Consider the following 14,652-nt stretch of genomic DNA (forward strand, 5'->3'; position numbering starts at 1 on the left):
TGAAGTTCTGTGTGGATTCCTGGGCCGGGTTCTTCTGGTTGCCCATGGAGGGGGCCGCCGCGCCGGTCAGCGGCGCGGCGGCGGGGGGCGTACGGGGATCGCTTCCGGTCATCTTCACACTGCCTTCGTCCGGTCGGGCGGGCCCGCGTGCCGACTGCCGCCGGGCCAGAACCAGCGTCGGCCGACCGGGGCGGTCCCGCAACACGCGAGCGCGACACCATCCGGCCGACGGGGCCGGCCATGGCCGGCCATTCCCGCTGGCGGCCTTCAGACTCCGGTCGTGCCGTCGAGCATCTCGCGCAGGATGTCCAGGTGGCCGTTGTGCCGGGCCGTCTCCTCGGTGAGGTGGAGAAGGATCCAGCGCAGGTCGACGCGCAGCCCGTCGCGGATCGTTCTCTCGGCCCGCTCGTCCAAATCGTTCCCGGCGACCAGTTCGCGGTAGCGGGCGCTCTGCTCGGCGTACTCGTCGAGCAGTTGTGCGAGCGGGAAGTCGACGGCGATGCGCATCTCGCGGTCGGGGTCCTCGTCCGTCATGGGGGCCAGGTCCTCCTCGCCGAGGAAGACCACCTGGAACCAGTAGTACTCGACCCAGCGGAGGTGGTTGATCAGCCCACTCATGGTCATCAGCGCTGAGCCCGGCAGGAGCGCCTTGCGGGCGTTCTCCTGGGAGACTCCGTCGCACTTGGCGCGGGCGGTCTCCCGCGCGTAGTCGAGGAACGTGGTGAGCTGGGTGCGCTCGTCCCACGCGGGAGGCGTGTCATCGATTCTCGTCATCGCGCGAAGGATTCCCGACCACCGTGCCCGCTGTCGAGGCATTTGCCGGCGGCGCGGCCTGCTCCGACACCCGGCGTCTCCTCCAGCTGCCGCCGCTGGAGGAGACGCGGCACGAATGACCCTGGGCTAGACCCCACCGCGGGGAGGTGCGTTGGTGATGTCGAGGTAGACATGGTCGGCCTGGGGCCAGGTCCGGTTGATCGTCCCCCGGATACGGACGGAGACCCGCTCGACCTCCTCGCTGTCGATGCCCGGCGACAGGTCGACCCGGGCGGCCACCAGGACCGAGTCGAGCCCCAGCCGCATGGTGAGGAGGGACTCGACGTTGTCGATCTCCTCCTGGCTGCCGAGGAAGTCCTCGATGTCCTTCTGCAGCGCGGGGTCGGCGGACTCACCGATCAGCTGGTCGCGGGCGTCCCGGCCGAGCCGGAAGGCCACGTAGACGAGGAGCAGCCCGATGGCCAGCGAGGCGGACCCCTCCCAGACCACGTTCCCGGTGACCAGGTGCAGCGCCATCCCGGCCATGGCCAGGACCACTCCGAGTACGGCGGTGGCGTCCTCCGCGACCACCGTGCGCAGTGCGGGGTCCTTCGCGCCGCCCTCCTCGCCCCGCACCTGGTGCAGGGCCCGGACGAGCGACGTGCCCTCGGCCACCAGCGCCACACCGAGGACGGCCAGGCCGACCGCGTAACCGGACGGGGACTCCTGGTCGTGGCTGCGCAGTGCCTCGAAGCCCTGGAAGAAGGAGAAGCAGCCGCCCATGACGAAGATCCCCACCGCCGCCAGCAGGGACCAGAAGTACCGTTCCTTGCCGTAGCCGAACGGGTGACGCGCGTCGGGCGGGCGGCGGCTGCGCCGCAGCGCGGCGAGGAGGAAGACCTCGTTCATGCTGTCCGCGACCGAGTGCGCCGCCTCCGACAGCAGGGCCGGGGAGCCGGACAGGAGGCCGCCCACGGTCTTGGCGGCGGCGATCACCAGATTCGCCGCGAGGGCGACGAGCACGGTGATCCGGGTCCGCCGGTCGGCGTCCTTCCCGCTCTCCGCGCCCGCCGCCCCCGCGCCGGGTGCGTCCGGGGGAGCACCGGAGGACCGGCGCTCGGTGCGTATCGCCTCAGTCACGGGGCCGGTCGCCCTCCGGCGGAGTGGTTCCGCCGTCGTGCTCCCCGAGCTCGTACGGGGAGAGGGCGTGACCGTCGTCGGGGAAGCGGTCCTCACCGTGCACGTTCTCCTGCTGGATGTGCGAGCGATGGTCCGGCGGGATGGGCTGTTCGTCGGCGCGCGGGGGCGGCAGCTCCTTGTCGCGGCGGCGCATGCCGAACCAGAAGGCGCCGATGAGCAGGGCCACGACAGCGACCGCGGCGATGATGAGGCCGGTCCCCAGCGCTCCGGATACGGCGAGCGTGGAGGATGCGGCGGCCTGGGCTCCGTTCGATACGTCCATGCATGCCGGATACCCCGGATACGAACCGTCAGACAGCCATTCATTTGAATTCATGTTTTGTAGCGATATGACCGGATAAGTGTTTTGTATGGTGAAAATTGGCTACACGATGATGACCGAGCAGACCGGCCCCCGGGAGCTGGTGGCGGACGTCGTCGCCGCCGAGCGTGCGGGATTCGACTTCTCCGTCACCTCCGACCACTACTTCCCCTGGCTGTCCGAGCAGGGGCACGCCCCGTACGCGTGGACCGTGCTCGGCGCCGCCGCGCAGGCCACCACCACCATCCCGCTCATGACGTACGTGACCTGCCCGACCGTGCGCTACCACCCGGCCGTCGTCGCCCAGAAGGCCGCGACCCTCCAGATCCTGTCCGGGGGACGCTTCCGGCTGGGGCTCGGATCGGGCGAGAACCTCAACGAGCACGTCACAGGCGCCGGGTGGCCGCGCGCCAGGGTCCGGCTCGACATGCTGGAGGAAGCGGCTCGCATCATCGGGGCCCTCTTCGACGGAGGCGTGGTGAACCATGCCGGTACCCACTTCCAGGTGGAGAACGCCCGTCTGTGGGATCTTCCGGAAACCCGGGTCCCGATCGGGATCGCCGTCTCCGGACCGAAGTCCTGCGCCATCGCGGGCGAACTGGCGGACCTCGTCGTCGCCACCGAGCCGAAGGCGGAGCTGCTGGACGCCTTCGCCCGCCACGGCGGCGCGGGCAAGCCCTCGGTCGGCCAGCTCCCCGTCTGCTACGACCCCGACCGGAGTGCCGCCGTGGCCCGGGCGCACGAGCAGTTCCGCTGGTCGGTGAACGGCTGGAAGGTCAACTCCGAGCTGCCGGGGCCGGACGGCTTCGACCAGGCGACCGCGTACGTGCGCCCCGAGGACGTCGCCGGGGCGATCCCCTGCGGGAGCGACGTGGACGAGTTCACCGAAGCGGTCCGCGCCTACCGGGACGCGGGCTTCACGGAGATCGCCCTCATCCAGGTCGGCGGGGCGCACCAGCAGTCCTTCATTTCCTGGGCGGAGAAGAAGCTGCTGCCCGCGCTCCGCACCCTGTAGGCCCCGTTCCCGCGTTCGATCTCCACGCGTACGCGGTGTCTTCCCGGGCAGGACCCCGGGACAGGCACTCCGCCGACTGCCGTATCCGTGTCGCCGACTTCCGGCCGCCGGGCGAGCCTGGGAGCGGGCCGGCTCCGCCGCGTCCGGCTCCCGAGAAAGGAACCATGGTGAACACCAGCGACAAGACCGCTTCCGGGCATCAGGAGAACTACGACGTCCTGGTCTCGCTGAGCGAGTGCACGACCGACGACGCGAGCACCGTGTTCGAGGTGCTCCGCCGCTCCTTCACCTCCGACCGGTCGGCCGCCGACTCGCCCTCCGACACGAACGGGCCCCGCCCGACCGTGTGGTCCGCGACCGTCGACGTCTCCACGAAGAAGGAGGCCGCCGGACCCGTCCCGCTCGCCGGGCCGGTCACCCTCGACGCCCAGGGCGGCTACTGGGCGGTGGACCGGCTGCGAGGACATCTCGGGGAGGTCTTCTCGGTGGAGGAGGTCGGTACCGCGGCGGGGGACCAGGAACAGGAACTCAGGCTGCGGCTCTCCAGCCGCTGACCCAACCGCCCCGCACCGCCACCGTCCCGACGGGCAGAACGGAAGGCCCCGCGCATGGAACCCCACCGGCCGGCCGAGGACGCGGAGACCGTCCTCCGGATCACCCCGGGAGAACCCGGGGACGGCGGCCCGCCCGGCGGCCTCCCCGGAAGTTCCGCCGTCACCCTCCACGTCAACGGCGCGGCCAGGACGGTGACGCTCGACCACCGCACCACGCTCCTCGACGCCCTGCGTGAACACCTCGGGCTCACCGGGGCCAAGAAGGGCTGCGACCACGGGCAGTGCGGGGCCTGCACCGTCCTCGTCGACGGCCGCCGCGCCAACAGCTGCCTGCTGCCGGCCGTCGCCCAGGACGGCGCCCACGTCACCACGGTCGAAGGGCTGGCCGAGAACGGGCGGCTCCACCCCGTGCAGGAGGCGTTCGTGGACCGCGACGCCCTCCAGTGCGGCTACTGCACCCCCGGCCAGATCTGCTCCGCCGTCGGCATGCTCGCCGAGGCCGAGGACGGTTTCCCCTCCCACGCGACCGGGCCCGCAGCCCTCGCCGCGGGCGGGCCCGTCGCCCTCGGGCCCGACGAGATCCGGGAGCGGATGAGCGGCAATCTCTGCCGGTGCGGCGCCTATCCGCACATCGTCGAAGCGATCGAGGACGTGGCCCGTTGAGACCTTTCGGCTATCTGCGGCCCACCTCCGTCGCCGAGGCGGTACGAGCGGTGGCGGGGCACCCCGGCGCCCGCTTCCTCGGCGGCGGGACCAACCTCGTCGACCTGATGAAGCTCGGCGTCGAGACGCCGGGCGTCCTCGTCGACGTCACCCGGCTGCCTCTCGACCGCACCGAACCCACCCCCGAGGGCGGGCTGCGCATCGGGGCGACCGTCCGCAACAGCGATCTCGCCGCGCACCCCCTCGTACGCGAGCGGTACCCGGTCCTCGCCCAAGCGGTGCTCGCCGGGGCATCGGGCCAGCTGCGCAACGTCGCCACCACCGGCGGCAACCTCCTCCAGCGCACCCGCTGTCCGTACTTCCAGGACGTGTCCAAACCGTGCAACAAGCGCACCCCCGGCACCGGTTGCCCCGCACGCGAGGGCGCTCACCGCGATCTCGCCGTCCTCGGCCACTCCGAGAGCTGCGTCGCCACCCACCCCTCGGACCTCTCCGCCGCCCTCGCGGCCCTCGACGCCACCGTCGTGCTCCACGGGCCGGAGGGCGAACGGACCGTGCCCGTCACCGGGTTCCACCGGCTGCCGGGGGAGAACCCCGACCAGGACACGGTGATCCGCCCCGGCGAACTCATCACCGAGGTAATCCTGCCCCCGGCCCCCGACGGCTCGGCGCAGCTCTACCGCAAGGTCCGCGACCGGGCCTCGTACGCCTTCGCGCTCGTCTCCGTGGCCGCCGTCCTCACCGTGCGCGAGGGCCGCGTCCAGCACGCCGCCCTCGCCTTCGGCGGTCTCGCCCACCGCCCCTGGCGGGCGACCGCGGCCGAGGCCGTGCTGCTCGGCGCGCCCGCCACCGCCGAGACCTTCGCCCGCGCCGCCGACACCGAACTCGCCGCCGCCCGGCCGCTGCGCGACAACGCCTTCAAGGTGGACCTCGCCCGCAGGCTGACCGTCGACGCGCTCACCGAACTCACCGGACGGACCGACCCCCGTTCCGCCTGAACCGCACCCCACCCCGCCCGAGGACCCGTCATGAGCCACGCCCCCCAGCCGCTCGGTGCCCCCGTCGTCCGCCGCGAGGCCCGGGAGAAGGTCACCGGGGCGGCCCGTTACGCGGCGGAGCACACCCCGCCCGGCTGCCTGTACGCATGGCCCGTCCCGGCCACCGTGCCCAGCGGGCGGGTGACCGCGGTCCGCACCGCCGACGCGCTCGCCCTCCCCGGCGTCCACACCGTGCTCACCCACGTCGACGCGCCCCGTCTGCACACCCCCGACGATCCGATCCTCGCGGTGCTCCAGGACGACCGGGTCCCGCACCGGGGCTGGTACGTCGCGCTGGTGGTGGCCGACAGCCTCGAAGCGGCCCGGGCCGGAGCCGACGCCGTGGTCGCCGAGTACGCGCGCGAACCGCACGACGTCGTCCTCACCGACGACCACCCCGGGCTGTACACCCCCGAGAAGGCCAACGGCGGCTTCCCGGCCGTCCGCGAACGCGGCGACTTCACGCGGGCCTACGAGGACGCGGAGAACCGGATCGACACGACGTACCGGATCAGCCCCCTGCACAACCACCCCATGGAGCCGCACGCCAGCACCGCCCAGTGGGCGGACGGCCGGCTGACCGTCCACGACTCGAGCCAGGGCTCCAGCACGGTCCGCGACACCCTGGCCGCCGTCTTCGGCATCGACCCCGGCCGGGTGACCGCGATCTCCGAACACGTCGGCGGCGGCTTCGGCTCGAAGGGCACCCCGCGCCCCCAGGTGGTGCTCGCCGCCATGGCGGCGCTGCACACCGGCCGGCCCGTGAAACTCGCCCTGCCGAGGAAGCACCTGCCCGCCGTCGTCGGCCACCGCGCACCCACCGTGCACCGCGTCCGGATCGGCGCCGACGACGACGGCGTGATCACCGCCCTCAGCCACGAGGTCGCCACCCACACCTCCACGGTCAAGGAGTTCGTGGAGCAGGCCGCCGTACCGGCCCGGATCATGTACGCCTCCCCGCACAGCCGCACGGTGCACCGGGTGGCCGCCCTCGACGTCCCGAGCCCGTCCTGGATGCGCGCCCCCGGCGAGGCGTCCGGGATGTACGCCCTGGAGTCCGCGATGGACGAACTGGCCTGCGCGCTCGGCATCGACCCCGTCGAGCTGCGGGTACGCAACGATCCCGCCACCGAGCCCGACTCGGGGAAACCGTTCAGCAGCCGCAACCTCGTCGCCTGCCTGCGCGAGGGCGCCGAGCGCTTCGGCTGGCACGACCGCGACCGCCGCCCCGCCACCCGCCAGGACGGGCGCTGGCTGCTCGGTACGGGCGTGGCCTCGGCGACCTACCCCTTTCTCGTCGGGCCCTCCTCGGCCTCCGCGCACGCCGCGGCCGACGGCAGTTTCCTCGTCGAGGTGAACGCCACGGACATCGGCACCGGAGCCCGTACCGTCCTCGCCCAGATCGCGGCCTCGGCGCTCTCCACCGGCGTCGACCGGGTCCGGGTCGCCCTCGGCGACAGTGACCTGCCCACCGCCCCGCTCGCCGGCGGCTCCTCCGGCACCTCCTCCTGGGGGTGGGCGGTGCACAAGGCCGCGGCCGCCCTCGCCGCCCGGCTCGCAGAGCACTCCGGCCCGCTGCCCGCCGAGGGCATCACGGAGCGCGCCGACACCGGGGAGGAGACCGGCGCTGAGTCCCCGTACGCCCGGCACGCCTTCGGCGCCCACTTCGCCGAGACCGCCGTCGACTCGCTCACCGGGGAGATCCGGGTGCGCCGGCTGCTCGGCGTCTACGCCGCCGGACGCATCCTCAACGCCCGTACCGCACGCTCCCAGTTCATCGGCGGCATGGTCATGGGCATCGGAATGGCGCTCACCGAGGGCAGCACCCTGGACCCGGTGTACGGCGACTTCACCGAGAGCGACCTCGCCGCCTACCACGTACCGGCCTGCGCCGACGTGCCGGCCATCGAGGCGCACTGGATCGACGAGGACGACCCCCACCTCAACCCGATGGGCAGCAAGGGGATCGGCGAGATCGGCATCGTCGGCACCGCCGCCGCCATCGGCAACGCCGTGCGCCACGCCACCGGGGCGCGGCTGACCGAACTCCCGCTCACCCCGGACAAGGTCCTGCCGTACCTGCTGTAGGCCTCTCGTCGAGGGCGCTCCGTACCCTGTGGGAGCCGCCTCCACCAGCGGCGACGGGCCAACTGTTGCGCACCCGGCTCAACGGCGTCACCCTGAGGAGTGACACAGAAGTGATGGCCGCTCACGCTTCGTGCTCAGGGGTCGTCGGTTCACGACGGACACGCACGTGGGCCTCGCGGTGAGGAGCCCCGACGATGACCGTTCCACTCGACCGGCACTATCTGGTCGAACTGCAGGTGTCGGCAGAACGCGTATCCCAGCTGCGGCGCATCGTCGCGGCGCACCTGCGCCACTGGAGTCTCGAACTGCACGTCCGCCCGGTCTGCCGGGCGCTGGAGGAACTCCTGACCAACGTCCACCGGCATGTCGGCGGCGACAACGAGTGCGTCATCGAACTCCGCTGGACCGGCCGCCATCTGACGGTGGCCGTGACCGACAACGGCGCGGGGATGCCGAAACTGCTCGCCGTCGGCGGCGGACTGAGCCGGGTCATGGCACTCAGCGACAGCTGGGGCACCTGCCGGACCGATGACGGCAAAGTCGTCTGGTTCACCCGGTACGCCGAGGTGGCGCGCCCGACCGGCCTGCTGCCCCGTACGCCGCTGGATACCGTCCCCGAGTCCCGGCCGCTGCCCTCCGCGGCTCTGGCCTGACCGTTCCCGGCCCCCTGCCCGGCCGGTCCGGATCGCGTGCCCCGGGCGCGCATGATCCGCGTCGGCCGGGTAGGCGCTGCCACGGAGCCCGCGTTGCGCCGGGCGCGAAGGCGCGGGACGGTCGAAGAACCCAGGCAAGGAGGCAACAGCCATGCCCATCGCGACGGTCAACCCCGCGAACGGCGAAACGCTGAAGACGTACGACGCGATCGGCGAGGCGGAGATCGAGCGGCGGATCGCCACCGCGTACGACACCTTCCGCACCTATCGCACCACGGGCTTCGCCGAGCGGGCCGCCCTGCTGGAGAAGGCCGCCGACCTCCTGGACGCCGAGCGCGACGCCATCGCCCGCACGATGACCCTCGAAATGGGCAAACCACTGGCCGCCGCACGTGCCGAGGCCGCCAAGTGCGCCAAGGCCATGCGCTGGTACGCGGCCCACGCCGAACGGCTGCTGGCCGACGAGCATCCCGCGGACGAGGACGTGAAGGACTCCGGGGCCACCCGCGCCCGGGTCCACTACCGGCCGCTCGGCGTCGTCCTCGCCGTGATGCCGTGGAACTTCCCGCTCTGGCAGGTGGTCCGCTTCGCGGCGCCCGCGCTGATGGCGGGCAACACCGGGCTCCTCAAGCACGCGTCGAACGTCCCGCAGACCGCCCTCTACCTGGGCGACCTGTTCCGCCGGGCCGGCTTCCCCGCCGGGGCCTTCCAGACGCTCCTGATCGGCTCCGGCGCCGTCGAGGCGGTCCTGCGCGACGACCGGGTCGCCGCGGCCACCCTCACCGGCAGCGAGCCCGCCGGCCGCTCCGTCGCCGCGACCGCCGGGGACACCGTGAAGAAGACCGTCCTCGAACTCGGCGGCAGCGACCCCTACCTCGTGCTGCCCTCAGCCGACGTCGAACGGGCCGCGAAGACTGCCGTCACCGCCCGGGTCCAGAACAACGGGCAGTCCTGCATCGCCGCCAAACGGTTCATCGTCCACACCGACGTGTACGACGCCTTCGCCGAACGTTTCACCGCCGCCATGGACGCCCTCACGGTCGGCGACCCGCTCCAGGAGTCCACCGACGTCGGCCCCCTCTCCACCGAACAGGGCCGCGCCGACCTGGAGGAACTCGTCGACGATGCCCTCGGCAAGGGGGCGGAGGCCCTCTGCGGCGGGGGACGGCCCCAGGGGCTCGGCGGAGAACTCGAACATGGCTGGTTCTACGCGCCCACCGTCCTCGCGGGGATCACCCCGGAGATGCGGATCCACCGCGAGGAGACCTTCGGCCCGGTGGCGACCCTCTACCGGGTCTCCGGGCTCGACGAGGCCCTGGAGATCGCCAACGACACCCCCTTCGGCCTCAGTTCCAACGTATGGACCCGCGACCCGGACGAGATGGAGGCGTGCGTCCGCGACCTGGAGGCCGGCGGCGTCTTCTTCAACGGCATGACCGCCTCCCACCCCGCGCTGCCCTTCGGCGGGGTGAAGCGCTCCGGCTACGGCAGGGAGCTCGCCGGCCACGGCATCCGGGAGTTCTGCAACGCGACCACCGTCTGGTACGGCCCCACGGAGGACGGCGGGGCATGATCCGGCCGCCGTACCGGTCACCGTCCGGCCGCCGCGGCCGGGCCCGAGCAGCGTCCACTTCCGCCGTGTCCACCCCTGTCGCGTCCACACCCCCCCCAGGAGGAGACTCCCTCGTGACCAGCACCGCCGGGCAGCCGGCACCTTCATCCGCCCCGCTCGACGACGACGAACTCGCCGCCCTCGACGCCCACTGGCGGGCCGCCAACTACCTCGCGGCGGGCCAGATCTACCTCATGGCGAACCCGCTGCTGGAGCAGCCCCTCGCCCGCGAGCACATCAAGCCGAGGCTGCTGGGGCACTGGGGCACCTCACCCGGGCTCAACCTCGTCCACACCCACCTCAACCGGGTGATCAAGGCGCGGAGCCGGCCGACGCTCTGCGTCTGGGGACCCGGACACGGCGGCCCCGCCGTACTCGCCAACTCCTGGCTGGAAGGCAGCTACTCGGAGACGTACCCCGACATCAGCCGGGACGCCGAGGGGATGGGGGCGCTGTTCAAGCAGTTCTCCTTCCCCGGCGGAGTACCGAGCCACGTGGCACCCGAGACCCCCGGCTCCATCCACGAGGGCGGCGAACTGGGGTACGCGCTCACCCACGCCTACGGCGCCGCCTTCGACCACCCCGACCTGCTCGTCGCCTGCGTCATCGGGGACGGGGAGGCCGAGACCGGACCGCTCGCGGCCTCCTGGCACTCCAACAAGTTCCTCGACCCGGTGCACGACGGGGCCGTCCTGCCGATCCTCCACCTCAACGGGTACAAGATCGCCAACCCGACGGTGCTGGCCCGCCTCCCCGAGGACGAACTCGACCAACTGCTCCGCGGATACGGCCACGACCCGATCCACGTCAGCGGCGACGATCCCGCGGAGGTCCACCGCGCACTGGCCGCCGCGCTGGACGTCGCGCTGGACCGGATCGGCGAGCACCAGCGGGCGGCCCGGGGCGGCCGGTCCACCGAACGTCCCCGCTGGCCCATGATCGTCCTGCGTACGCCCAAGGGCTGGACCGGGCCCGAAGAGGTCGACGGACTGCCCGTCGAAGGAACCTGGCGCGCCCACCAGGTCCCGCTCTCCGGAGTCCGCGACAACCGCGACCACCTGCGGCAACTGGAAGCGTGGCTGCGCTCCTACCGGCCCGAAGAACTCTTCGACGACGCCGGCCGCCCCACCGCGCAGGTGCTCTCCATGATCCCCGAGGGCGACCTCCGGCTCGGCGCGACCCCGTACGCCAACGGCGGACTGCTCCTGCGCGACCTGCCGGTGCCGCCGCTGGACGACCACGCCGTCACCGTCGACGAGCCCGGCGCGGCGTCCCACGAACCCACCCGGGTGCTCGGCCAACTCCTCGAAGGCGTCATGGCCGCCACCGCCGGACGCCGGGACTTCCGGCTCGTCGGCCCGGACGAGACCGCGTCCAACCGGCTCGACGCCGTGTACGGGGCGAGCGGCAAGGCATGGCAGGAGAAGATCCTGCCGACCGACGAGAACCTCGCCCGCGACGGCCGGGTCATGGAGATCCTCTCCGAACACCTCTGCCAGGGCTGGCTGGAGGGCTACCTGCTCACCGGTCGCCACGGGCTCTTCTCCAGCTACGAGGCGTTCGCCCACATCGTGGACTCGATGGTCAACCAGCACATCAAGTGGCTGCGCACCTCGCGCCGGCTTCCCTGGCGCCGCCCCATCGCCTCGCTCAACTACCTGCTCAGCTCACACGTCTGGCGCCAGGACCACAATGGCTTCTCGCACCAGGACCCCGGCTTCGTCGACCACATCCTCAACAAGAGCCCCGAAGTCGTCCGCGTGTACCTGCCGCCGGACACCAACACCCTGCTCTCCACCGCCGACCACGTACTGCGCAGCCGCGACTACGTCAACGTGATCGTCTCCGGGAAGCAGCCGACCTTCGACTGGCTGACGATGGACCAGGCCCGCGCCCACTGCGCCCGGGGCGCCGGGGTGTGGGAGTGGGCGGGCACCGAGGACGGCAGCCGCGAACCCGACGTGGTGCTCGCCTGCGCGGGAGACGTCCCCACCCTGGAGACGCTGGCCGCCGCCGACCTGCTCCGCCGCCACCTGCCCGACCTCGCCGTACGCGTGGTGAACGTCGTGGACATGACCCGGCTGCTCCCGCACGGCGAACACCCGCACGGCATGCCCGACTCCGAGTACGACGCCCTCTTCACCCGCGACAAGCCGGTCATCTTCGCCTACCACGGCTACCCGTGGCTGATCCACCGCCTCGCCTACAGCCGGACCGGCCACGCCAACCTCCACGTACGCGGCTACAAGGAGGAGGGAACGACCACCACCCCCTTCGACATGCTGGTCCGCAACGACCTCGACCGGTACCGGCTCGTCATGGACGTGGTCGACCGGGTGCCCGGACTCGGCGTCCGCGCCGTCGCCGTACGCCAGGCCATGGCCGACGCACGGACCCGCCACCACGCCTACATCCGCGAGTTCGGCGAGGACATGCCGGAGGTGGCCGACTGGACCTGGACCGGCTGAGCCGGCGGTTCTTCCGGGACCGCCCCCGCACCGGGACCGCCCCCGCACCGGGGCGGTCCCGGTCCGGAGCGGGGGCGGTCCCGGTCCGGTCTCCGCACGCTCTTCGCGGTGAGCGATCATGGTCGGGTCGAACGCCCGCCCGAGGAGAGCCGAACCGATGACACTGCGCTGCGCCGTACTCGACGACTTCCAGTCCGTCGCGACCACCGCCGCCGACTGGTCCCCGCTCACGGGCCGGGTCGACGTGGTCTGCTTCCCGGAGCACTTCGCCACCGAGGACGAGACCGCCGAGGCGCTCGCGTCCTACGACGTCGTGGTGACCCTGCGCGAGCGGGTCCCCTTCCCCGCCACCCTGCTCGACCGGCTGCCGCGTCTGCGCCTCCTCGTCGCCTCCGGCATGCGGAACTCCGTCATCGACTACGCGGCCGCCGCGCGCAACGGGGTCACCGTGTGCGGGACCGCCAGCGCCGGCACCCCGCCGGTGGAACTCACCTGGGCCCTGCTCCTCGGTCTCGCCCGCAACATCGTCCCGGAGGCCACCGCGCTGCGCGCCGGGGGACCCTGGCAGTCGACGGTCGGCGCCGACCTGCACGGGCGGCGCCTCGGCCTGCTCGGGCTCGGCAGGATCGGCAGCCGGGTCGCCGCGGTCGGCCTCGCCTTCGGCATGGACGTGGTCGCCTGGAGTCCCAACCTCACCGCCGAGCGGGCCGCAGAGGTGGGCACCCGGCTCGCCGCCTCCAAGGAGGAACTCCTCGCCACCAGTGACTTCGTCTCCGTCCACCTGGCTCTCGGCGACCGCAGCCGGGGCCTGATCGGCGCCCCGGAACTGGCGCTGATGGGCCCGGACGCCTACCTCGTCAACACGTCGAGGGCCGCCATCGTCGACCAGGACGCCCTGCTCGCCGCACTCCACGCCGGGACCATCGCGGGCGCGGCCGTCGACGTCTTCGACACCGAGCCCCTTCCGGCGGACCACCCGATGCGCACCGCGCCGCGCCTGCTGGCCACCCCGCACCTCGGGTACGTCTCCCGCGCCAACTACGCGGCCTACTACGGCGACGCGGTCGAGGACATCGAGGCGTACCTCGCGGGCTCACCGGTCCGGCTCCTGGGAGCGTGAGCCGGACCGGGCGGTCTTCGTACGGCACCGCTCAGTAGCGCAGCACCGCCGCGATCCGGTGGTGCTCGTTCAGGGTGTCGTCCGGGAGGAACACGACCTCGGCGCCGCTGTCCAGGGCCGCCTCGACCAGTTCGTCCACCACGTCCTCGCGCACCGTCGCGTCGCCCGGCGCCACCTCCTCGTCGCCCACCGGCACGAGGTGGCCTTCGGCCGTGCGCGCCGTCTCCTGATAGTGCTCCTCCACCACGACCAGCCCGGCACGGCCCTCCCGCACGGCGGTCCACACCTCGTCGAGCCCGCCCGCGAAGGTCTTGGCCCCGCGAGCGCCGTCCAGCCGGCCGCGTACCTCGGCGGCGCGGCGCTCCGCGTGCTCCGCCATCGCCGCACCGAGCTCCGCCAGCAGGGCGGAGGGCGAGATGTCGGCCGGGGCACCCTTGGCGACCCGGCCGACCGCCGCGTGGGCGCCCTCGCCGGCACCGTCCAGCAGTGCGAGCGCGGGCGGCAGCCCCACCAGGTACAGGGGCCGGGGGTCCGCGGCGAGTACGGCCCGCAGCTTCTCGTCGACCGTACGGAGGAACTGGCGGGTCTCCTCGTCGGTGTACGTGCTCGGAGTGTCGCCGATCCGCTCCATCCGCTGCGGATTCGGCGCCTCGCTCGGAGCGGTCAGCGGGAACCCGCCCTTCTCCTCCAGGTGCACGGAGTCCGCGGTGCCGCCCCAGAGGGCCGCGTGGTCGGCGGCGACGGTCAGCGCCCAGTACGGCTGGGACTGCGCCTTGGCCGCCACCAGGTTGCGGGTCAGGTACGTGTCGCTCAGCACCACCCGCTCGGGAGCTGTACGCGGCAACTGCCAGATCTGGTACTCCTCCGTGCTCACGAGGAGCACCAGCGACTCCAGCGCCCCGCGCGCGTCCACCTCGGCGACCGCGCGGTCCAGCTGCGCCCGCAGCGCGGCGGCGGTCTCGCGCGACACCCGCGGATCGGCCTCCAGCCGGTTCGTGGCCTCCGCGACCATATTGCGCAGCCGTACGGCGTCCTGGGCGTTGTCCGGGGCGCGGCGGTGGGTGGGCATCGTCAGGGACAGGACCGGATAGGCGCGGGTCGCCCGCAATTCCTTGAGCACTCCGGTGGTCAGGGCGTCCGTGTCCATCGTTCCCTCCCAGGGGTTCGATTCCGGTGGAGGGCCCGGCG

At 72.6% G+C, this 14,652-nt stretch carries 13 protein-coding genes; 9 read left to right on the plus strand and 4 right to left on the minus strand.

All coding sequences use genetic code 11. From position 1 onward, the window contains the following. Positions 1–267: 267 nt before the first annotated feature. The 3 genes from ACWCSV_RS19680 to ACWCSV_RS19690 form a co-directional block, all read right to left on the minus strand. Positions 268–774 (minus strand): DinB family protein, encoded by a 507-nt coding sequence (locus ACWCSV_RS19680; RefSeq protein WP_451143849.1) that lies wholly within the window; start codon positions 772–774, stop codon positions 268–270. 126 nt (positions 775–900) lie between these two features. After that, the gene (locus ACWCSV_RS19685; RefSeq protein ID WP_451144052.1) at positions 901–1,782 is read right to left on the minus strand and encodes a cation diffusion facilitator family transporter; all 882 of its coding nucleotides are present in this window, start codon (positions 1,780–1,782) and stop codon (positions 901–903) included. Positions 1,783–1,885: 103 nt separating this feature from the next. Next, positions 1,886–2,215, minus strand: coding sequence for a DUF6479 family protein (locus tag ACWCSV_RS19690; RefSeq protein ID WP_327173936.1), 330 nt, complete (start codon positions 2,213–2,215; stop codon positions 1,886–1,888). An 88-nt stretch (positions 2,216–2,303) separates the two neighbouring features. Here ACWCSV_RS19690 and ACWCSV_RS19695 point away from each other — a divergent pair, with 88 nt between their 5' ends. From ACWCSV_RS19695 to ACWCSV_RS19735, 9 genes are all read left to right on the plus strand, one after another. Next, positions 2,304–3,269: an LLM class F420-dependent oxidoreductase gene (locus tag ACWCSV_RS19695; protein ID WP_451143851.1), complete on the plus strand. Its 966-nt coding sequence runs from the start codon at positions 2,304–2,306 to the stop codon at positions 3,267–3,269. 164 nt (positions 3,270–3,433) lie between these two features. Further along, entirely contained in the window at positions 3,434–3,823 is a 390-nt protein-coding gene (locus ACWCSV_RS19700; protein ID WP_451143853.1) for a hypothetical protein, read from the plus strand. 54 nt (positions 3,824–3,877) lie between these two features. Further along, on the plus strand, positions 3,878–4,486 hold the full coding sequence (locus tag ACWCSV_RS19705; protein ID WP_451143855.1) for a 2Fe-2S iron-sulfur cluster-binding protein: 609 nt from the start codon (positions 3,878–3,880) through the stop codon (positions 4,484–4,486). Next, positions 4,483–5,484, plus strand: a complete 1,002-nt coding sequence (locus ACWCSV_RS19710) for an FAD binding domain-containing protein (RefSeq protein ID WP_451143857.1) — start codon at positions 4,483–4,485, stop codon at positions 5,482–5,484. Before ACWCSV_RS19705 ends, ACWCSV_RS19710 begins: the two co-directional genes overlap by 4 nt. 30 nt (positions 5,485–5,514) lie before the next feature. Beyond that, positions 5,515–7,611, plus strand: a complete 2,097-nt coding sequence (locus ACWCSV_RS19715) for a xanthine dehydrogenase family protein molybdopterin-binding subunit (RefSeq protein WP_451143859.1) — start codon at positions 5,515–5,517, stop codon at positions 7,609–7,611. Between the two features lie 194 nt (positions 7,612–7,805). Beyond that, entirely contained in the window at positions 7,806–8,264 is a 459-nt protein-coding gene (locus ACWCSV_RS19720) for an ATP-binding protein (RefSeq protein WP_451143861.1), read from the plus strand. A gap of 151 nt (positions 8,265–8,415) precedes the next feature. Next, the gene (locus ACWCSV_RS19725) at positions 8,416–9,837 is read left to right on the plus strand and encodes an NADP-dependent succinic semialdehyde dehydrogenase (RefSeq protein WP_451143863.1); all 1,422 of its coding nucleotides are present in this window, start codon (positions 8,416–8,418) and stop codon (positions 9,835–9,837) included. 113 nt (positions 9,838–9,950) lie between these two features. Beyond that, positions 9,951–12,344: a phosphoketolase family protein gene (locus ACWCSV_RS19730; RefSeq protein WP_451143865.1), complete on the plus strand. Its 2,394-nt coding sequence runs from the start codon at positions 9,951–9,953 to the stop codon at positions 12,342–12,344. Positions 12,345–12,501: 157 nt separating this feature from the next. Then, positions 12,502–13,464, plus strand: a complete 963-nt coding sequence (locus ACWCSV_RS19735) for a D-2-hydroxyacid dehydrogenase family protein (protein WP_451143867.1) — start codon at positions 12,502–12,504, stop codon at positions 13,462–13,464. Positions 13,465–13,495: 31 nt separating this feature from the next. Here the strand turns inward: ACWCSV_RS19735 and ACWCSV_RS19740 are convergent, their stop codons facing one another. After that, the gene (locus ACWCSV_RS19740) at positions 13,496–14,611 is read right to left on the minus strand and encodes a baeRF3 domain-containing protein (RefSeq protein ID WP_451143869.1); all 1,116 of its coding nucleotides are present in this window, start codon (positions 14,609–14,611) and stop codon (positions 13,496–13,498) included. Positions 14,612–14,652: the final 41 nt, after the last annotated feature.

It is taken from the genome of Streptomyces sp. NPDC001770 (assembly GCF_053596135.1).